Consider the following 20,612-nt stretch of genomic DNA (forward strand, 5'->3'; position numbering starts at 1 on the left):
GGCCCCCCAGGATCAGAACTTGATGAAATGCTTGCGGTAGTGCTGCAACTCAGCAATCGATTCGCGGATATCGTCCAGCGCCAGGTGCGTGCTGCCCTTCTGGAAGCTGTCGCGCACGTCCGGCGCCCAGCGTGCGGCCAGCTCTTTGAGGGTCGACACGTCGAGGTTGCGGTAGTGGAAATAGCTTTCCAGGGCTTTCATGTGCGTATAAAGGAAGCGACGGTCCTGACAGATACTGTTGCCACAGATCGGTGACTTGCCCTTCGGCACCCATTTTTCCAGGAAGGCGATGGTCTCGGCTTCGGCTTCGGCCATGCTGATGCGGCTGTCGCGCACCCGCTGGGTCAGGCCCGAGCCGCCGTGTTGACGGGTGTTCCACTCGTCCATGCCGGCGAGAATCGCGTCGCTGTGGTGGATCGCGATCACCGGGCCTTCGGCCAAGGTGTTCAGGTCACTGTCGGTGACAATGGTCGCCATCTCGATGATGACGTCGGTATCAGGGTTCAGACCGGTCATTTCCAGGTCGATCCAGATCAGATTCTGCGGGTTTTGCATGTGTCGGCTCCTAGGCAATGCTGCGCAGTTTAGCCTAGGCAACCGGCCGGGCGTGCTAAACTCGCGGCCGTTTTACCTAATCGCTGCATTCTTGATACGGAACACCCATGGCCAAACGCCAACTCAATCGTCGTCAAAACTGGCGCATCGAAAAGATTCAGGGCGAGCGCGCTGCCCGCGCCGCCAAACGCGAGTCCTCGGCTGTCGAGGCACTTGAGGGCGGCGATCTGGGTCCGGAACAGACCGGCCTGGTGATCGCGCACTTCGGTGTGCAGGTCGAAGTCGAAGCCCTTGAAGGCGAACTGGCCGGCGAAGTGTTCCGTTGTCACTTGCGCGCCAACCTGCCAGCGCTGGTGACCGGCGATCAGGTGGTCTGGCGTGCCGGCAACCAGGGCATCGGTGTGATCGTGGCGCAACTGCCGCGTAAAACCGAACTCTGCCGCCCGGACAGCCGTGGCCAGCTCAAACCCGTAGCGGCCAACGTCGACATGATCGTCATCGTCTTCGCCCCGCTGCCCGAGCCCCACGCCAACCTGATCGACCGTTATCTGGTCGCCGCTGAGCACGCCGGGATTCGTCCGCTGCTGCTGCTCAACAAATTCGACCTGATCGACGAACAGAACGCCCCGGCGCTGAATGCCTTGCTGGCGGTGTACCGCACGCTCGGTTACCCGGTGCTGGAAGTCTCGGCGCACCACGGCAACGGCATGGAGCAACTGCAGGAACAACTGGACGGGCGCATCAGCGTCTTCGTCGGCCAGTCCGGCGTCGGCAAGTCCTCGCTGGTCAACAGCCTGCTGCCGGAAGTCGAAACCCGCGTCGGCCCGCTGTCGGAACTGTCCGGCCAGGGCACCCACACCACCACCACCGCGCGGTTGTTCCACTTCCCCGGCGGCGGTGAACTGATCGACTCCCCAGGCATCCGCGAATTCGGCCTCGGCCACGTCAGCCGCGCCGACGTCGAAGCCGGTTTCATCGAGTTCAACGACTTGATCGGTACTTGCCGCTTCCGCGACTGCAAACATGATCGTGAACCAGGTTGTGCGTTGCTCAAGGCGCTGGAAGAAGGCCGCGTGCAGCAGCAACGGATGAATAGCTATCGCTCGATCATCGCGAGTTTGCCGGAAACTAGTTACTAAGTAGCCATGATCATTTTCGTGATGCCACGAAAATGATCAGCCGTTTCCAGCAAACACTAAAAAGCCGCGATCATCTCGCGGCTTTCTGGTTTTCAAAGCACTGCTTTTTCCAGCTTCCAACCCAACGCATCCAAGGCGTCACAGCCATCCTGAATCAACATATGCGCAGCATTGGCAAAATGCTCCAGATCGTGACCTTCAGCGTCTTTGACGCACAGGCAGGTGACGCTGTTGAGCAGATTGCGGGCAGCTTTGATTCGGTGGGTGGCGGTTTCGAGGAGGTCAGAGACTTTGGCTTCGGTGTCGATGTACAGCGTCGGGCCGACGCTGAAATTGCCTTGGAGCGGGTGGTACTTAGCCATGGGTCAAAACTCCGTTGACTGTCGAGAGGGGCATCTGAATTTCGACCGGCTAAGATCGGTCACCGCACTGGCAGCAACGGGCGAAACTATAGGCAGATGTTCACACGACTGAGAACCCCGGAACGCAATTTCAGACCGTTCCTACAACCACTCATCTCGCCAGCAAACCGCATCCAACAGGAAAACGCGCCCCACCGACAATAAGGTCGGCTATTAGGCCGTCTTCGCGGGCAAGCCTCGCTCCTACAGGGATCGTGCCCACGCTGAAAATGGATCAGGAGAACGCACGCGACCGAGCCAGGTCGGCTATCAGGCCGCCTCGCGGTGCAATGCACGCCCCCTCGAGAGGCCGAGCGGAGGTTCTACGCAGTGGGCAATCCGGCATGGATGCCGGGTTAGCCGCCCCCGGCCATGGATGGCCGATGGCGGCGGGCCCACGGAGCAGGACCGGAGCGAGGGCATGCCGAGCCACAGCGAGGCACCGAACGACAGGGGCAAAAGCGCTTTGGTTACTTTCGCGCTTTTCGAAAGTGACTCGCTGTAAGAGCGAAACCATAAGCGGCCGTTACCGCAGGAATGGATATGTACACCACCCTCAAAAACCACGTCGCCAGACACAAAGTCTGCGCGGACAAGCCTCGCTCCTACAGGCATCGTGCCCCTGCTGATAATGAAATGACACCAGGCACAAAAAAGCCGGCATCACTGTCGGCTTGATTGCTAACTCAGGAAACCGCCGCTGGCGGCTTCGGCGCAACAACCTTCGGCTCAGGCTTCTGAAACGGATAAAGATGCTGACGCACAATCCCACCCGGCAACTCCTTGCCAAACACCCCGTAGCGCACCGGCCACTCTTTCGGCGGCAACTTGAACGTACCAAACAGCATGTCCACCAAAGGCGTGTGAATCGCGTAATTCTTGTAGATGTAATCCTTGTGCCGGGCGTGATGCCAGTGGTGATAACGCGGCAACACCATCACATAGTTCAGCCAGCCACCATTGATCCGCACATTGGCATGGGCCAACACAGCCTGAACGCCGACCAGAATCACATAAGCGTTCAACGCCTGTGGCGCGAAGCCCAGCAGCATCAGAGGCACCAGCACGCCGGTACGGGTCAGCAGAATCTCAATGAAGTGCACGCGCGAACCGGCGAGCCAGTCCATGTGCGTGCTCGAATGATGCACCGCGTGGATGCGCCACAGCCACGGCACCACATGATAGAGGCGATGCAGCCAGTACTGACCCAGGTCGGCCACCAGCACGGCGAGGAAGAACTGCACGACAAGCGGCAGGCTTTGCACGCTGGCTTGCAGACTCTCAGACATCGCCCAACCCGCCACATAGCTCGACGAGGCGGTGATGAAGATCAGGATGAACTGCACCAGCATGTGGCTGACGAAAAAGTAGGTCAGGTCGGTTCGCCAGTGCGGGCGCAGGATGTTTTGCTCGGGGTCCTTGGAATAGAGTTTTTCCAGGGGGATAAAGACGATGGCCGACACCAGCAGGGCCAGGACGAACCAGTCCAGCCCCAGCGAGTAAGGGGTCTGCCCGATCGAGCTGATCTGCACATTGGTGCCGCCGAGGAACACCGCCAAACCCGAGGCCACCAACCCGGTGATCCCCAGGCGCTTGCGCTTGTTGAGCAGGATATTCAGGGAGCCGAGGCTGAAGGACAACACCAGCCCGAGCAGCAGCGTGGTGCGCGCGAACTGCTCGTCGTAGACCTTGCGCAGTTCGGCGGTGGTCAGCCATTCGGGGAACAGGAAGCAGAATACTGCCAGCAGGCTCAACAGACCGAGCGTGGCCGAGATGTAGCCACTGACCCGGCCTTCACCGAATTTGAAGGGTGCATTGCCGTGTCGCTGGAAATAGGCTTTGAGTCTTTCCATCTCTGATCTTCCCTGATTCTAAAAAAACGTGCAGTGGTGACGCAGCCAGACACAAAAAAGCCACGATGATCGTGGCTTTTTGCGGGTTACTGCTTGGGCGGCTCAGCCGGCTTGGCCGGATCACCCGGTTTCGGCGCCGCGTCTTCGAACAGATTCAGACGCTCGCGAAGCTCATGGGCCGGCACCGGTTGCTTGTCGGCTGGCAGAGCATTCGGATCAACCGGTGTGGCAGGCGCGTTTGGCGCTTCACCCGGCGCGCCCTGCCCCGGCGTCGTCGTTGGATCAGCCCCTTGCGCCCCTTCGATGGCCGCCTGGGCCTTCTTGGTCAGCACAACAATGTCGATACGACGGTTGACCGGGTTGAACGGGTGTTCCCGGTCGAACAACGCCGACGAGGCATAACCCACCACCCGCGCGACTTGCGATTCCGGGTAGCTGCCGGCAACCAATGCACGACGAGCCGCGTTGGCGCGGTTGGCCGACAATTCCCAGTTACCGAAATCGCCAGTGCCGGTGTACGGCTTGGCGTCGGTGTGGCCGCTGATGCTGATCTTGTTCGGCACCGCTTTAATGGTGTCAGCCATGGCCAGCAGGATGTCTTCGAAGTACGGTTTCAGACGCGCCGAGCCCGAGTCAAACATCGGCCGGTTGTCCGCGTCCATGATCTGGATGCGCAAGCCGTTCGGCGTGATCTCGAACAGGATCTGGTCCTTGAACTTCTGCAACTGCGGGTTCTCTTCGACCTTGTTCTGCAGTTCTTGCAGCAGCAGTTCCAGGCGTTCTTTCTCGACCTGTTCGGCCATGCCTTCGACCTGATCGGTATCGACCGTGACCTTGTCTGGCTGCGGCTGGGACTTCACCTCGGGGTTGAGGGTGTTCTCCGGCGCCAGGGTCGGCGTGCCGCCCAAGTCGATGATGTAGGGCGTGCCGCTTTCGGAGAAGCCGACCGGGTCCTTGAAGTAACCGGCGATGGCGATCTTCTGTTCCGGTGTGGCGGTGGACAGCAGCCACAACACCAGGAAGAACGCCATCATCGCCGTGGCGAAGTCAGCGAAGGCGATTTTCCAGGCGCCCCCGTGATGCCCGCCGGCGATGCGCTTGACGCGCTTGATGATTATCGGCTGATTATTTTCCATGGCTTAACGACCGCGAACGGCTTGTTCCAGCTCGGCAAAGCTTGGACGGTGCGCCGGGTACAGAACCTTGCGCCCGAACTCCACCGCCAACGAAGGCGGCATGCCGGAAGCCGAAGCCACCAGCGAAGCCTTGATGGCTTCGTATACATTCAGTTCTTCCTTGGCATCGTGGGCCAGGGAATGGGCCAACGGACCAAAGAAACCGTACGCCGCGAGAATACCGAAGAAGGTACCGACCAGGGCCGCACCGACGTGCAGGCCGATGGATTTCTGGTCGCCTTCACCCAAGGAAGCCATGGTCACCACAATACCGAGTACCGCCGCCACGATACCGAAACCCGGCATGGCGTCGGCGATGCCGTTCACCGCGTGGGAAGGGTGTTCCAGGTCTTCCTTGAGGCTGTAGAGTTCCATGTCGAACAGGCCTTCGAGTTCATGGGGCGCCATGTTGCCGGAGGACATGATACGCAGGTAATCGCAGATGAACGCGGTCATGCGTTCGTCTTTCAAGACTGTCGGGTACTTGGCGAAGATCGGGCTCGCAGCGGCATCTTCGATGTCGCCTTCGATGGCCATCATGCCTTCGCGGCGGCTCTTGTTGAGGATCTCGTAGATCAGGCCCAGCACTTCAAGATAGAAGGTGTGGTTGAAGCGCGAACTGAACATGCTCAAGGATTTCTTGAGCACGTGCATGGTCATGTAACCGGGGTTGGCCTGCAGGAATGCACCCAGGGCCGCACCCCCGATGATCATCACCTCGAAAGGCTGAATCAGGGCGGCAATTTTGCCATGGGAAAGCACGTATCCGCCGAGCACGCTCGCGAATACGACGATGATGCCGATTAATTTAGCCATAGGTAGGAGAGCACTTACTGAGTCGGGTTCAAGGTCATATTCGGAAGTTAAAAAATCTCTTCTTCTACTTATCGGCAAAACTGCGCCAGACTATAGCCAGTTCAGGCGAAAAGCCAATTTAGCCCGCGCCGGGCGTGTTTACAGCCAATGATGATCCCGTCCAGCCATGGCTAACGAAACGAACGTTCCAACTCCAAAACCGATCAATCTCGAAGGCTGGGTCAAGCTGCTCGATGGCGTGCGCCTGCCGGTTCCGCAAGAGAGTCACGACCGGGTCTGCAAAGCCATTCGCAATAACCGCAGCTCGCTGCGCGACATTGCCGAATTAATGCAGGAAAGTCCGGCCCTGGCCTTGAGCGTCATTCGCGAAGCCAACCGCCACACCCACGGCAGCATGACGGAGCCGGCAGAAAACCTCGATGTGGCGCTCAATCGTCTCGGCTTGAAACGCACCGAAGAACTGCTCGATCGCCTGCCGGCCGAGCCGCAGTCCGGGATTCCGAAAGCCCTGCGCCAGCTGCAACTGATCAGCCAGCACGCGACGCAACAGGCCAACGGTTTTTTCGCCAATCGCCTCGCGCGCCTGTGGCAGGACATCCATTGGGGCAGCCTGCTGTTTCTCTCGCCGCTGTGGCCGATGGCGCTGACGCATCCGCACTTGCTCGAAGAGTGGGAGCTGCGGGTCATCCATAAAGGCGAGTCGGCGCGCAAAGTCGAAAAGCAGTTGTTCGGCGTGCGCCTGCTGGAAATCTGCCTGGCGTTGGTGGACATCTGGCGGTTGCCGATCTGGGTGCAACAGGGCTATCGCCTGCTGCTCAACGAACAACGGGAACTGGTGAAAGTGCTGCGCATTGCCCGGGACAGCGAGCATCCGCTGCGCCAGCAAAATCGTCTCGACGACGATCCGACCCTGCGTCGCTGGCTCAATCAGCCAGCCAACACCGTGCTGCTGGCCAACGGCCTGGCGCTGTCGGCACAACAGGCCTGGGACTGCCCGCACAGTCAACGCTGGCAGTACCTGACCAGCCTTTACCTGCAAATATCGATGGATGAAGTGCAACAACAGTTGCACCAACAGGCCGCCAACAGCGCCCGCCAGCATGCGATGCCCGACCTCTGGCACCCAGCGGTGTCACTGCTGTGGCCGTGGGGCATGAACCGTGTGCACGCCGGTTTGCTGCCGGCCCCGGCGCCGACCACCGAAGACCTGACAAACTGGCGCAAACAATGCGCCGAGCTGCTGGTGGAGCCGAGCCGCTTTACCAACGCGATGCACCTGACCACCTCGGCCCGGGATGCGCTGGTCGCCTGCGGCATGCGTCGGGTGATGATCCTGATGGCCGACCGCACCCACGCCAATCTGCGGGTGCACCAGACCGCAGGGCTGGCGAAAGAAGCCGCCGACCTGAATTTCCTGGTCAGCCAGAGCAGCGTGTTGCAACGCCTGCTCTCGCAACAGGCCCAGGTGCGCCTGACGCCAGCCAACAACGCCCAGTTCTCGGCCCTGCTGCCCGCCAGCCTGCGTTCGCAGTTCAGCGGCGAACACTTGCTGCTGCGCTCACTGGTCAATAATGGCCGGGTGATCATGATTGTGGTGGCGGACCAGGGCGGCGGGCCGTTCTCGGAAATCACCGTGCAAGCCTTCGGCAAAACCGCGCAGTGCATCGAAAAGGCCCTGCATAGCTTTAGCACCCGTGGCCAATAGGCTCTACAATCCCTCCCTTTGTGCTCTGGAGACCTCACATGTCTGACTTCTCTGGCTTGCCGCTGGTGATCGAGCCGAGCGACTTGCTCCCGCGTCTCGACGCCCGCGATCTGATTCTGGTCGACCTGACCAGCAGCGCCCGCTACACCGAAGGGCATCTGCCCGGCGCGCGTTTTGTCGACCCGAAACGTACGCAACTCGGCCAGGCGCCGGCGCCAGGCTTGCTGCCGACCCAAGCGGCCCTTGAAACATTGTTCGGCGAACTGGGCCACAACCCCGATGCGGTCTACGTGGTCTATGACGACGAAGGTGGCGGCTGGGCTGGCCGGTTTATCTGGTTGCTGGATGTCATCGGCCATAGCAAATACCACTATGTCGACGGCGGCCTGCCAGCATGGCTGGCGGAAGGCTTGCCGATGTCGATCCAGATCCCGGCCCCGGTTGGCGGCCCGGTTTCACTGACGTTGCACGACGAACCCACCGCCACCCGCGAGTACCTGCAAAGCCGTCTAGGCGCTGCCGACCTGGCGATCTGGGACGCCCGTGGGCCGCTGGAGTACTCCGGCGAGAAAGTCCTGGCGGCCAAGGCCGGACACATCCCCGGCGCGGTGAATTTCGAATGGACCGCCGGCATGGATCAGTCGCGGAACCTGCGCATCCGCACCGACATGCCGAAGATCCTTGAACAACTCGGCATCACCAAAGACAAAGAAATCATCACTCACTGCCAGACTCACCACCGTTCTGGCTTCACTTATCTTGTGGCCAAGTCCCTCGGTTATCCGCGGGTCAAAGGCTACGCCGGCTCCTGGGGCGAATGGGGCAACCATCCCGACACCCCCGTAGAGATTTAAGGTTTTTAAGGACAGTTAATGAATAAGCGTCTGTTTATCCTCAGCCAATACCTGCTGCCCCATCACTTGCTCTCGCGACTGGCCGGCTGCATCGCCGAATGCCGCGTGCGCTGGTTCAAGAACGCCTTCACCGCGTGGTTCGCCAAGCGTTATCAAGTGGACATGTCCCAGGCACTGGTCGAAGACCTGACCGCCTACGAGCACTTCAACGCATTCTTCACCCGTGCCTTGAAAGACGGCGCGCGTCCGCTGGACGACACCCCGGGCGCGATCCTCAGCCCGGCCGACGGTGCGGTCAGCCAACTCGGCCCGATCGAACACGGTCGCGTGTTCCAGGCCAAGGGCCACAGCTTCAGCGTGCTGGAATTGCTCGGTGGCGATACCGCGAATGCTGCGCCGTTCATGGGCGGTGACTTCGCGACTATCTACCTGTCGCCGAAGGACTACCACCGCGTGCACATGCCGCTGGCCGGCACCCTGCGTGAGATGGTCTACATCCCGGGCCGCATCTTCTCGGTCAACCAGACCACCGCCGAAAACGTCCCGGAACTGTTCGCCCGCAACGAGCGTGTGGCGTGCATTTTCGACACCGAGCGCGGGCCGATGGCCGTGGTGCTGGTGGGCGCGATGATCGTGGCGTCGATTGAAACCGTGTGGGCCGGGCTGGTCACGCCGCCGAAACGCGAGCTGAAAACCTTCCGCTACGACGAAGCTGCGCGTGCGCCGATTCATCTGGAGAAAGGCGCGGAACTGGGTCGCTTCAAACTGGGCTCCACGGCTGTCGTGCTGTTCGGGCCGGATCAGGTTAAGTGGGTTGAAGGGTTGGGTGCTCTGTCTCCGGTGCAGATGGGCCAGGCGCTGGGTTTGCCGAACGCTTGATGTACTGAGCCGAACCCCACGCGGGGTTCGGTGCATCCTGCGTCACACCCTTCCTTGTAGGAGCTGCTACAGTCAGGTCATTCACTGCCCATTTCCCGGTCGGAGTTTTTCCACGGCATGAATGAGACCAATCCTCCCCTGTTGCTGCGCGCACCGGTCCCCGCCGCTTTGCGCCTGTCGTTCTGCGAAGCCACCCCGCGCGACCTCAAGCGCTGGATCGCCAACCTGCCCAAAGCCAACATCGGCGAAACCGCTCGCCAGTTGTACCAAGGCTTGAGCGAACTCAACCAACTGCTGACCCCCAGCGACAATCGCCTGCAATTGCTCGAACTGCTGCGGCCCGAGGTGTATTACGTCTGCAAACACCTGGAGCGGCATTTCCTGCATCAGGCGATTGTCCTCGACGAGCGTTCGCGCAAAATCGCCAACCTGTGTCAGGCGCTGCAAAGCCATTTGGCGATCGGCTACAAACAAATTGTGCTGCGCATCGCCCCACGTTTCAGCAAGGACCGCGCTCCGCTGCTGACCCAGGCGTTGCAACGGGCGATCCACTGCCTGAACGGCCCGCTGATCCGTGCTACCCAGCTCTATTGCCCGGTGCCGGAAGGGGTGTGGTTGGAGCTGCATCAGTTGTATCGAATCGGCTGCGAGCATCGGCTGCAAAACATCAGCGTGCGCGATGAACTGGCCAGTGAGACGCCCGACCTGAGCATCGAGCACACCTACGTCGCCGCCCTGCTGCTGGGCGCCTCGCGCTGCAATCAACTGCGCCAGAACCAGATCGCCCGCCTCGCCGAAGTGCTCGAACCCTGGAGCAAATGGATCAAGCTGCACCCCGGCAAACCCGGCAATGAGCTGTTTGCAGTGGCGCCGGAGCTCGATATCGGGCCGCGCTATCGGTCCAAGTTCCGCGCCGAGCAACAAGAGAGCTTGCTGGGGATCGATCCACAGCCGCTGGTCAAAGCCATCGAGGCCCGGCTACTCAATCCCACCGACAACACGTTGCCCGTACCCACCGGGCTCAACCTCGATACCTTGCAACACTTGCACGCCGCGTGGGGCCAGGCCGCCGAGCGCAGTTTCCAGCGCACCGTTGGCAACGGCACCTTGACCCTTTGTGTGGGCATGAGCGCGTTGCACTTTTACCTGGGCGGGCAACGCTCGTTCAGCGACATCCTGAAAAACCCCGCCGGGCGACTGGCACAGTTTGCGGCGACGGCACCGGCAGGCGGCAAGGACAACTGGAGCCACGCCTTCGACGCCGCGCCCCATGGCAACAGCGACACCCTGCTGCCTTACGAAGAAATCGAATACCCAACACTGCACAACGACGACAGCCACGAAGCCGCCGACCGGAATCAGCATTTCCCGACGTACGCCCTGCCGGTGGTCAATCACAGCCCTGGCGGTTATTGCCTGGCATGGCCTGGCGCGGTGCCCGCCGAGTTGCAGGCCGGCGAAATGGTCGGTATCGAAGATGCTGCCGGCCAGGGCTGGAGCATTGCGGTTGTGCGCTGGATTCGCCAGGTGCGGGGCGGTGGTACGCAGATGGGGATCGAGCAAGTTGCGCCGTATGCCGAGCCGTGCGGTTTGCAACTGGTGCGCACCCGGGACGATCACAGTCAGTACCTGCGCGGCTTGTTGCTGCCGGCCATCAGCGCGATTGACCTGCCGGCCACCTTGCTGGCTCCGCGTTTACCGTTCCAGGAAGGCAACAAGGTGCTGATCAACACCAACGGCCAGGAGCGCCGCGCCGGGCTGGATCGACGGGTGTCGAGCACCAACAGTTTCAACCAGTTTGCTTATCGCTCGCTGGAAGCGAGCAAAACCGAAAACAACCCAGGGAGCGGCGTGGTCGGGGCCGAAGAGGATTTTGATTCGTTGTGGAAGTCGCTTTAAGAGCACTGACAACTTGTGGCGAGGGAGCTTGCTCCCGTCAGGCCGCGCAGCGGCCTCCAAAAAAGGGACTGCTGCGCAGTCCAGCGGGAGCAAGCTCCCTCGCCACAGAGGCCCGCTCAGGCAACCAAGAACTCAGAGCTGCCCATCACGATCCCTGAAACCCAACAAATACAACACCCCATCCAACCCAAGGGTGGAAATCGCCTGCTTCGCCGACTGCTTGACCAACGGCTTGGCCCGAAACGCCACGCCCAGCCCGGCAATCGCCAGCATCGGCAGGTCGTTCGCGCCGTCGCCGACCGCGATGGTCTGTTCCAGACGCAAACCTTCCTTGTGCGCCAGCTCTTTCAGCAGATCGGCCTTGCGCTGGGCATCGACAATCGGCTCGACTGCCACGCCCGTGACCTTGCCGTCCACCACTTCCAGTTCGTTGGCGAACACGTAGTCGATGCCCAACTTGGCCTGCAATTGCTTGGCAAAGTAGGTGAAGCCGCCGGACAGGATCGCGGTCTTGTAGCCCAGGCGCTTGAGTTCGGCGAACAGGGTTTCGGCGCCCTCGGTCAGGCGCAGCGAGGCGCCGATGGAGTCCAGCACGCTGACGTCCAGGCCTTTGAGCAACGCCAGGCGTTCCTTGAAGCTGGCGCGGAAGTCCAGTTCGCCGGCCATGGCCCGTTCGGTGATTTCCGACACCTGATCGCCCACGCCCGCCGCCTTGGCCAGTTCGTCGATGACTTCGGCTTCGATCAGGGTCGAGTCCATGTCAAACACCGCCAGGCGACGGTTGCGGCGGAACAGCGAATCTTCCTGGAAAGCGATGTCGACATTCAGTTCCTGGGCGACGCTGAGGAATTCGGCACGCAGGGCCTGCGGATCGGCCGCTTCGCCACGCACGGAGAACTCGATGCAGCCCTTGCCCTTGTCAGCCGGGGTGTCCAGCGGCATGCGTCCGGACAGACGATCGATATGGTCGATGTTCAGGCCATATTTGGCAGTGATCGAGCTCACGGCCTGCAATTGTCCGGCGGTCACTTTGCGGGTCAACAGGGTGACGATGTGGCGTTTTTTGCCCTGATTGCCGACCCACTGCTGGTAATCCTCTTCGGACACCGGGGTGAAACGCACCTGCTGGTCGAGCTCATAGCCCTTGAACAGGATGTCCTTGAGCACTGACTTGCCTTGCTCGGTGTCAGGAATCTCAACCAGGATGCCAAACGACAGAGTGTCGTGGATCACCGCCTGACCAATGTCGAGAATGTTCACACCACCCTGGGCCAGAACGCCGGTAATGGCCGCAGTCAGACCCGGTCGGTCGACTCCCGTGATGTTTATCAGGACGATTTCGCGCAAGGCGCACCCCCGCAGGTGGAAAAAAACCGCATTCTACCCACTTTCAGTGACCATCGGGCACCGTCAGCGCTTTGCCGGTCTAGGGCCTGTCGCTATACTGCGCGTCAACTTCACGGACAAAAGAGCCGAGCTCAAGTGAACCGGCCCACGCCAGTAAAAACCGATAACTTCTTCCTGCTGATCTTCCGGGCACTGCGCCACCGCCGTGTACCGATTGCATTGCGCATTGCCAGCCATAACGTGATCCTGGTCGCTCTGGCCCTGGTGATCTATGCCTGTGTGATGGGTTTGCAGTTCAAGCAGGCCATGCACGAGCAGGCCGATGCGCTGGGCGAAAGCCTGACCACGCAGACCGCCACCTCGGCCACCGAGCTGTTGGTGTCCAACGACATCCTCAGCCTCAACGTGCTGCTCAACAACCTGACCAAGAACAAGCTGGTGGCTCACGCCGCCATCTATAGCGTGGATAACCGCATCCTCGCCGAGTCTGGCCAGCGCCCCAAGCACAGCCTGTTGGGTGAAGCCGAAGGCATGTATGAGAGCAAGATCACCTTCCAGGACGTGACTGCCGGGCAACTGCGCATCAGCCTGGACATGGATCAGTTCCAACAGCCGATGACCATCAGCCTGCAAAGCATGGGCATCCTGAGTGCGATTTTGCTGGCCCTGTCCCTGGCCTTGAGCCTGCGCCTGGGTCGGCACATTTCCACGCCGCTGATGCAATTGCGGGTGTGGCTGCGCAATACCGACGAATACACCCCGGCCACCGAGCGTCAGGATGAAATCGGCGATCTGGCCCGCCAGCTGCACGCCGATTTCGCCCCGGAACCGGCTGAGCCGGAACCCGTGCCGGAGCCTGAATTCGACGACGTCGATTATGACGAAGAGTCGGATCCAGCCTTCGAAGTGCGTAACCTGCGCGATCCGAGCTTCGACGAGACCAAGCCTGTGGCCGGCCTCAAGCCTGCGCCAAAGCGCAGTGTCAGCACCGTCGAAGACGATGACGACGATGATGCGTTTGCCGACCTGCGCGATGAGTCGGCAGACAGCGCGCCGAAACCAGTGGCTAAACCCGTGATCTCGAACGTGCCACAGCACAGCGCGGTGCTGGCCGTGCAATTGGGCGCTCAGGATCAACTGCGTCGACTGCCGCGCACGCGCCTTGAGGAACTGCTCAAGCGCTACCGCGACTGCCTCGACCAGGCCGCTTCGCTGTATCAGAGCGAACTGCACACCCTGAACGACGGCAGCACGCTGATGCTGTTCCACACCGAAGACAGCGGCGACGACTACCTGACCAATGCCATCTGCTGCGGTGAGTTGTTGCGCGCCCTGGGTCATCAGTTGCAGATTGAAGTCGCGGACAGCGGCATCACCCTGCAATTGCAGCTGGGCCTGACCCTGGGCGACGAGTTGTTCGGCCTGAGCCAGATCGACCTGCTGCTGACCGAGTCGGCCCAGGACGCCCTGGCCCTGTCGCAACACAGCCGCAACCTGCTGCTGGTGGAGCGCAAGATCGGCGACGACGCCCTGATCCGCCAACGTGCGCGGATCCGGCCGATCGCCAGCCCTGAGGGTGCTTGCTGTGTCGAGCGGCTGATGGAGCCTTATCCGTCGATGCTGGAGCGGCAACTGGCGCGGATGCATGAGCGTCGGGCGTAATCGCCCTGTTGTGAAAAAGCCCGCAGACGAGTGATTGTCTGCGGGCTTTTTGTTGCCCTTTCTGACGCCATCGCGGGCAAGCCTTGCTCCTACCGATCGTTCCCACGCTCTGCGTGGGAATGCCTCCAGGGACGCTCCGCGTTCCAGCTGCACCTCATTCGAACGCCTGGCACCGAGGTGACGCGGAGCGTCACGGGCTGCATTCCCACGCAGAGCGTGGGAACGATCTGCCAGAAACAACAAAGCCCGCATCTCTGCGGGCCTTGTCTTGAATGAATCCAGGCTTTAGAACCTGAACACTTCCATATCGGTGCGAATCGGCGAGGCCATCGGGATCTTCGGCTGCTTGTCCTGCTCGGCGGCCGGCGCCACAGGCTTGGCCTCCTTTTTACGCGGCGCTTCGGCAATCGGCGGCTGGTTGGCCAATGGTTTCAGCGCCACGGACAATTGCTCGGCCAGACGCTGCACCAGCACACCTTGTGCTTGAACCTGCGCCGCCGTCCCGCCGGCATGCTGTTCCTGCAGGTGAATGATGCGGTTGTCGCGAACCTGGCCACGACGGTCGATCAAACGCCATTGCGCATCCAGGATCGCCGGCTGCGACTCACCCGAATCCAGGCGAGTGATCGTCAGCAAGACCTGAACATCCGGGGTAAACCCCAATGTCGCCGGTGCCAGCACTACGCGTTGGCTGTCCAGATGACCGGCAACCTGACGCAGCAGCAACTGATCGATGTCCGAAGACAGACTGCCAGCCCAGCGCCCATCGGACGAAGCCTGGAGGCTGCCATCCGGCTGACGCTGCAGCAACGTTTCACGTTGCAGGTAGTCGGCAATCGTGACCGGGCCCAACAACACAGCCATGCCCGCGCTTTGCGCAGGCTGAGCCGGACTTCCGCTGTCCAGCTGATACAACGACACCGGTTGGTGAACGCTGCAACCCGCCAGGCCAAGAACGCCAGCGAGCATCAAAATTAACGGAAGGCGCAGAGCAGTCATCGTCCCATCCAGGTGGCTGCCACAAGGCTAACCACAGTGAAAATACTCAATAAATATGAAGAACGCTCGGCCACGCCGGCGCTTGAAAGGCCATATCATCCGTGAATATGCGTTCCGACTCCAGCGCCAAAGCGTCGATCTACGCGTTAAATCGTAGATCGAGCCGTCTAGGACGCTTAATTGAGGTTTTCGACGAGCAGCGCATCTACCCTCTGGAAGCCACGTGGCAGTTTGTTACCACGACGACCACGCTCACCTTTGTAGTGTTCGAGGTCGTCCGCCTTCAGTGACAAGGTACGTTTTCCGGCCTGTAGCACCAAGGTGGCGCCTTCCGGCAGAACGGCGATGTCCGTGACATATTCTTCGCGACTGGCCACACGCTCACCGGAGATGCCGATGATCTTGTTGCCTTTGCCCTTACCTAATTGTGGCAGGTCGCTGATTTTGAAGATCAGCAGGCGACCTTCGGTCGTCACCGAAGCCAGCCAGTTGTTCTCGCGATCGGCCACCGGGCGCGGCAGGATGACCTTCGAGTTGTTCGGCAAGCTCAGCAACGCTTTACCAGCCTTGTTCTTGGCCTGGAAGTCTTCGCCTTTCACCACAAAACCGTAACCGGCGTCGGAGGCGATCACGTACAGCGAATCGTCTTCCGGCATCAGCACGCATTCAAACGTTGCGCCTGGCGGCGGCGTCAGACGGCCGGTCAGCGGTTCGCCCTGGCCACGGGCCGATGGCAACGTGTGCGACGGCACCGAATAGCTGCGCCCGGTGGAGTCGATAAACACCGCAAACTGGTTGGAACGTCCCGGCGCCAGGGCCTTGAAGCCGTCCCCGGCCTTGTACGACAAGCCGGTAGCGTCGATTTCATGCCCCTTGGCGGAACGCACCCAGCCTTTTTCCGACAATACGACGGTTACTTTTTCATTCGGCAGCAGATCGTGTTCGGTCAGGGCCTTGGCTTCGGCACGCTCGACGATTGGCGACCGACGGTCGTCGCCATAGGTTTCGGCGTCCTTGATCAGTTCGGTGCGTACCAGTTTTTTCAACTTGGCTTCACTGCTCAGCAAGGCTTGCAGCTTGGCTTGTTCCTTGAGCAATTCATCCTGCTCGGCACGCAGCTTCATTTCTTCCAGTCGCGCCAACTGACGCAAACGGGTGTCGAGAATGTAGTCAGCCTGGATTTCGCTCAGGGCGAAACGCGCGATCAGTGCGGCTTTCGGGTGTTCCTCGGTACGGATGATGTGGATCACTTCATCCAGGTTGAGGTAGGCAATCAACAAACCGTCCAACAGGTGCAAGCGACGCTCGACCTTGTCGAGGCGGAATTGCAGGCGCCGACGCACGGTCTGCACCCGGAACTCCAGCCACTCGACCAGCAACGCCCGCAGGTTTTTCAGCTGCGGCTTGCCGTCGAGGCCGATGATGTTGATGTTGACCCGGTAACTCGACTCCAGCTCGGTGCTGGCAAACAGGTGGGTCATCAACGCATCGTGGTCGAAGTTCTTGCGCGCACCGGGAATGATCACGATCCGGCACGGGTTTTCATGGTCGGATTCATCGCGCAAGTCCGCAATCTGCGGCGCCTTGGACGGTTTGGCCTGCATCATCGCCGCGATCTGTTCCAGCACCTTGGCGCCGGACACCTGATGCGGCAGCGCGGTGACGATGATGTCGCCGTCTTCGATGTGGTACACGGCGCGCATACGCACCGAGCCCTTGCCGGTTTCGTACATTTTCAGCAGGTCGGCGCGGGGCGTGATGATTTCCGCTTCGGTGGGGTAATCCGGGCCCTGGATGTGCTCACAGAGCTGTTCGACCGTGGCTTTCGGCTCATCGAGCAAACGCACGCACGCCGTCGCGACTTCGCGCAGGTTGTGCGGCGGGACGTCGGTGGCCATGCCCACGGCGATGCCGGTGGTGCCGTTGAGCAGGATGTTCGGCAAACGGGCCGGCAACACCAGCGGTTCGTCGAGGGTGCCGTCGAAGTTCGGGCCCCAGTCCGCGGTGCCCTGGCCCAGCTCGCTGAGCAGCACTTCGGAATAACGCGACAGCCGTGCTTCGGTGTAACGCATGGCGGCGAAGGACTTGGGGTCATCCGGCGCACCCCAGTTACCCTGGCCGTCCACCAGCGTGTAGCGGTAGCTGAACGGCTGGGCCATCAGGACCATGGCTTCGTAGCACGCCGAATCGCCGTGCGGGTGGAATTTACCGAGCACATCACCGACGGTACGCGCCGATTTCTTGTGCTTGGAATCGGCGTCCAGCCCCAACTCGCTCATCGCGTAGATGATGCGCCGCTGTACCGGTTTCAGGCCGTCGCCGATATGCGGCAAGGCACGGTCCATGATCACGTACATGGAGTAGTTGAGGTAGGCATTTTCGGTGAAGTCAGCCAGTGACCGGCGCTCTACACCGTCCAGGCTGAGATCAAGGGAGTCGCTCATGCAGGCCTCATCATTTCGTTGTCTGGCGCAGCAGCATGGTGCCACCGCGCTGGGTAAATTCAAGTTTGTTCAGTGCGCTCATACCGAGCAGCACCTGATTGCCATCCAGCCCTGGCGCGACCAGCGCGCGAACATCACGCAGCACGATATCGCCCAGTTGCAGCCGGTCGATGCGGGTTCGATAACCCTGGCTCAGACCGTTGGCCGTGCTCAAGGTCACCCCGAAGCCTTTCTCCAGTTTCAGCCGTTCGGCCAATTCCTGCGGGATCGACACATCAGTCGCCCCGGTATCCAGCATGAAATCTACCGGCTGGCCGTTGATCTGGCCGCTGGCGACGAAATGCCCCTGGTTGTTACCGACCAGTTTCACTTCGATAAATCCTTCACCCTGCTGTGAACTGACCACCGCATTAGGGTTTTGCTGACGCTGTTCCAACTGCCCGAAAAACCGCGTCGCCAAAAACAACGCCGCGCACCAGGCCAGCACCATGAAAACACGACCGATGCGCTGGCCCGGCGCCTGTTGGCTCATGGTTTAGCAAGCCATCCACCGGAAGGCGAAGCGAAACGGAACACCACCGGGCGCTTCTCCCCGTCGGCGCGACGCTCAGAGTTATTGTCGATACCCACCCAAGCTCCTTGATTATCGATGACCAATGCCTCCGCCATACCATGGATCGAAGGGTACAGGCGTGGAGGGGTCAATGCATCAGCAGCAAATGACCAACAGCGCTCTGGCAGAATGATCGGAGCAAGAGCAAAACGACAGATTTTGAACGCATTGCGATTCAAGGTGAAGAGTTTGTCACCGAAAAGCGCCACATCTGAAAAATCAAGGCTTACCAACTGCGGATCGGGAAACTGCGGCGGCTGGATCTCCTGCCCCATTTCAGCCCGGATGACACAGTTAACGACAGGACACGTCCACCCATCAACACTCGCCTCAACCCTGACCAGCCCCCGCCGCTCACGCTCCGCAGCCAACACCAGCCAATTGCCTCTCGGGGCGACGGCCAAGCCTTCGAATAGTGCATTGGTTTCCTGCAACATCCCAGCAGTTCGCGCCACATGCACGACATTGCGCAAGATGGGCAGCCAGAAGGCCTCGCCATTCGGTGTGATCTGCAACACGGCGGAATAGGTTTCACTGAGGACATATCGATTGCCTGAGTCATCGCAGCTTATTGCCTCATAGTCCAGGTTGACGTTGTGAACCAGCGTCGCCAACCCATTGAGTACCTTCATCTTTAACGGACGATCGCTGGCGTTGGGCACCGCAGGTACGTGGATCACAACGGGGTGCGCCTGCCAGACAGTGGCTCGGGTGTCGAGTCTGTAGATCTGGTCATCGTCGCGATCCGACACTGTCCAGAGCGTCTGGCCGCACAACGCCAACCCGGACAAATTGCCTCCTCGCATTCCGTTTACCGGATGCTCGGAGATCAAGTGCAATTGAGGGTCTGCAGCCAAGGCGAGCGATCCCCAGAGCAGCAATATCAATGCAAAACAACCATTGGCACTCATCCTTGATCCTCCAGTGCTGCAGACTCTTTTCCTCATTAACAACCGGCATCACACCCTGAGAGGTCATGTGGATGTGCGCGCAGTTCTACGGCTGACTCATGGCTCGGCATCCCAGCCACCTTCCGGCGCGGCAAAGCGCCAGACGATGGGGCGGGATTCGCCATCGGCGCGAGTAACCGAATTGTTGTCAACGCCAATCCATGCGCCTTTTTCGTCGACCAGCAAGGCCTCTACCATTCCATGGCGCGACGGATACTGCCGATGAGGTACAAGCGCCTCGGCAGCGAACGACCAACAACGCTCAAGCGTCCCCGTCACCAAACGGTGGCGACAGATCTTGAACGCGTTGCGATCCAGGGTGAAGAGCTTGCGCTGGTGCAGTGCCAAGTCAGAAAAATCCCTGGCAACCCACTGTGGATTGGGAAACTGCGGTGGCTGGAGTTCCAGGCCGTCCTCGCTAAACATGACACAGAGGTAGAAAGGACAGATCCACTCGTTGTCGGGGCTGCGACCGATGACCACCATCCCGCGCCGCTCGCGCTCGGCGACAAGGCGTATCCAGCCTCCGTCCGGATCGACCGCCAGCCCCTCAAACAGCGCATTGGCGTGCAGCAGCATGCCCTTGGCCCGCGCCGAATTCACCATCAATGGATGAATGGCCAACCAGGACGCCTCGCCTTGCGGCGTGACCTTGAGCACGGCTGAATAGGTTTCACTGACGATGTAACGATTCCCGGCGCCGTCACAACTGATGCCTTCATAGTCCAGACTTGCGCCACGCACCAAAGAGGCCAGCGCGCTGCGCATCTTCATGAACAATGAACGCCCGCTGTCGTCGGGGACGGGAGGTACTGTGATCGGTACGGTTTCGGCCTGCCAGACGGTGGCGCGGGTATCGAGGCGATAGATCTGGTTATCGTCTCGATCCGATACCGTCCATAACGTCTGGCCGCATTGTGCCAGCCCGGACAGATTGCCACCTTTCATACCGTTGACGGGATGCTCTGAGAGCAAGCGCAATTCAGGATCCGCAGCAAAAACCAGTGAATTGCAAACAAGCAAAAGTCCCGCAGCGAAGTGGTTGAGTTTCATCATTGAATCTCCCGCAGTCGGCGTTTCAAGTTTCCCTGAGCCTTGCACGACATGTCGGAATTCAACGACGTCACTACTGTCTCGACAGCATTGCTTCAGAGCTTCATTGCCTGCACTTCATGGCTCGGGACTCCAACCACCGGCCAGCGCAGCAAAGCTATAGATCATTCAAGGCGCCACGTTGAGCGTATTGCCGAACAACGGGCACGTCTTTCCTCACTCAAGTATTGCAGCAGTTTCGGGATTTGCTTGTAGATTGACGAACGTC

The 20,612-nt window shown here is 60.4% G+C and carries 17 protein-coding genes; 6 read left to right on the forward strand and 11 right to left on the reverse strand.

Going from position 1 to position 20,612, the window contains the following annotated elements; genetic code table 11:
• Nucleotides 1-12: 12 nt before the first annotated feature.
• Nucleotides 13-555 (reverse strand): oligoribonuclease, encoded by a 543-nt coding sequence (gene orn, locus HKK53_RS17700; RefSeq protein WP_123510830.1) that lies wholly within the window; start codon nt 553-555, stop codon nt 13-15.
• Between the two features lie 107 nt (nt 556-662).
• On the opposite strand from orn, the gene rsgA reads away from it, so the two are divergent.
• Nucleotides 663-1,694, forward strand: coding sequence for a small ribosomal subunit biogenesis GTPase RsgA (rsgA, locus tag HKK53_RS17705; protein WP_169371890.1), 1,032 nt, complete (start codon nt 663-665; stop codon nt 1,692-1,694).
• Nucleotides 1,695-1,786: 92 nt separating this feature from the next.
• On the opposite strand, the gene HKK53_RS17710 is transcribed toward rsgA, so the two are convergent.
• The 4 genes from HKK53_RS17710 to motA all read right to left on the reverse strand — a co-directional run bounded on the left by HKK53_RS17710 (nt 1,787) and on the right by motA (nt 5,939).
• Complete coding sequence (locus tag HKK53_RS17710; protein WP_123402443.1) at nt 1,787-2,056, reverse strand: hypothetical protein; 270 nt, start codon at nt 2,054-2,056, stop codon at nt 1,787-1,789.
• Nucleotides 2,057-2,781: 725 nt separating this feature from the next.
• Nucleotides 2,782-3,948, reverse strand: coding sequence for a sterol desaturase family protein (locus tag HKK53_RS17715; RefSeq protein WP_169371891.1), 1,167 nt, complete (start codon nt 3,946-3,948; stop codon nt 2,782-2,784).
• A gap of 86 nt (nt 3,949-4,034) precedes the next feature.
• On the reverse strand, nt 4,035-5,084 hold the full coding sequence (motB, locus tag HKK53_RS17720; protein ID WP_149659267.1) for a flagellar motor protein MotB: 1,050 nt from the start codon (nt 5,082-5,084) through the stop codon (nt 4,035-4,037).
• A gap of 3 nt (nt 5,085-5,087) precedes the next feature.
• Entirely contained in the window at nt 5,088-5,939 is an 852-nt protein-coding gene (motA, locus tag HKK53_RS17725) for a flagellar motor stator protein MotA (RefSeq protein WP_169371892.1), read from the reverse strand.
• Between the two features lie 166 nt (nt 5,940-6,105).
• Here motA and HKK53_RS17730 point away from each other — a divergent pair, with 166 nt between their 5' ends.
• The 4 genes from HKK53_RS17730 to HKK53_RS17745 all read left to right on the forward strand — a co-directional run bounded on the left by HKK53_RS17730 (nt 6,106) and on the right by HKK53_RS17745 (nt 11,276).
• Nucleotides 6,106-7,644: an HDOD domain-containing protein gene (locus HKK53_RS17730; RefSeq protein ID WP_169371893.1), complete on the forward strand. Its 1,539-nt coding sequence runs from the start codon at nt 6,106-6,108 to the stop codon at nt 7,642-7,644.
• 38 nt (nt 7,645-7,682) lie between these two features.
• Nucleotides 7,683-8,498, forward strand: coding sequence for a rhodanese-like domain-containing protein (locus tag HKK53_RS17735; RefSeq protein ID WP_169371894.1), 816 nt, complete (start codon nt 7,683-7,685; stop codon nt 8,496-8,498).
• An 18-nt stretch (nt 8,499-8,516) separates the two neighbouring features.
• Complete coding sequence (gene asd / locus HKK53_RS17740; protein WP_169371895.1) at nt 8,517-9,377, forward strand: archaetidylserine decarboxylase; 861 nt, start codon at nt 8,517-8,519, stop codon at nt 9,375-9,377.
• 117 nt (nt 9,378-9,494) lie between these two features.
• Nucleotides 9,495-11,276 carry a molecular chaperone gene (locus HKK53_RS17745; RefSeq protein ID WP_169371896.1) on the forward strand — a complete coding sequence of 594 codons (1,782 nt, stop codon included), beginning with the start codon at nt 9,495-9,497 and terminating at the stop codon, nt 11,274-11,276.
• A gap of 132 nt (nt 11,277-11,408) precedes the next feature.
• Here the strand turns inward: HKK53_RS17745 and serB are convergent, their stop codons facing one another.
• On the reverse strand, nt 11,409-12,623 hold the full coding sequence (serB, locus tag HKK53_RS17750; RefSeq protein ID WP_054053330.1) for a phosphoserine phosphatase SerB: 1,215 nt from the start codon (nt 12,621-12,623) through the stop codon (nt 11,409-11,411).
• Between the two features lie 135 nt (nt 12,624-12,758).
• Between serB and HKK53_RS17755 the strand changes: the two genes are divergently transcribed.
• Complete coding sequence (locus HKK53_RS17755; RefSeq protein ID WP_169371897.1) at nt 12,759-14,285, forward strand: AhpA/YtjB family protein; 1,527 nt, start codon at nt 12,759-12,761, stop codon at nt 14,283-14,285.
• A 285-nt stretch (nt 14,286-14,570) separates the two neighbouring features.
• Here the strand turns inward: HKK53_RS17755 and HKK53_RS17760 are convergent, their stop codons facing one another.
• From HKK53_RS17760 to HKK53_RS17780, 5 genes are all read right to left on the reverse strand, one after another.
• Nucleotides 14,571-15,284, reverse strand: a complete 714-nt coding sequence (locus tag HKK53_RS17760; RefSeq protein WP_169371898.1) for a PqiC family protein — start codon at nt 15,282-15,284, stop codon at nt 14,571-14,573.
• 176 nt (nt 15,285-15,460) lie between these two features.
• Nucleotides 15,461-17,728, reverse strand: a complete 2,268-nt coding sequence (parC, locus tag HKK53_RS17765) for a DNA topoisomerase IV subunit A (RefSeq protein WP_169371899.1) — start codon at nt 17,726-17,728, stop codon at nt 15,461-15,463.
• 10 nt (nt 17,729-17,738) lie between these two features.
• A complete protein-coding gene (locus tag HKK53_RS17770) occupies nt 17,739-18,260 on the reverse strand; it encodes a retropepsin-like aspartic protease family protein (protein ID WP_169371900.1) in 522 nt (173 codons plus the stop codon).
• Nucleotides 18,257-19,252, reverse strand: coding sequence for an esterase-like activity of phytase family protein (locus HKK53_RS17775; RefSeq protein WP_169371901.1), 996 nt, complete (start codon nt 19,250-19,252; stop codon nt 18,257-18,259). The genes HKK53_RS17770 and HKK53_RS17775 overlap by 4 nt, the downstream gene beginning before the upstream one ends.
• A gap of 96 nt (nt 19,253-19,348) precedes the next feature.
• Nucleotides 19,349-20,344 (reverse strand): esterase-like activity of phytase family protein, encoded by a 996-nt coding sequence (locus HKK53_RS17780; RefSeq protein WP_442962293.1) that lies wholly within the window; start codon nt 20,342-20,344, stop codon nt 19,349-19,351.
• Between the last annotated feature and the right edge of the window lie 268 nt (nt 20,345-20,612).

Source organism: Pseudomonas sp. ADAK7, from assembly GCF_012935675.1.
Taxonomy (GTDB): Bacteria; Pseudomonadota; Gammaproteobacteria; order Pseudomonadales; family Pseudomonadaceae; genus Aquipseudomonas.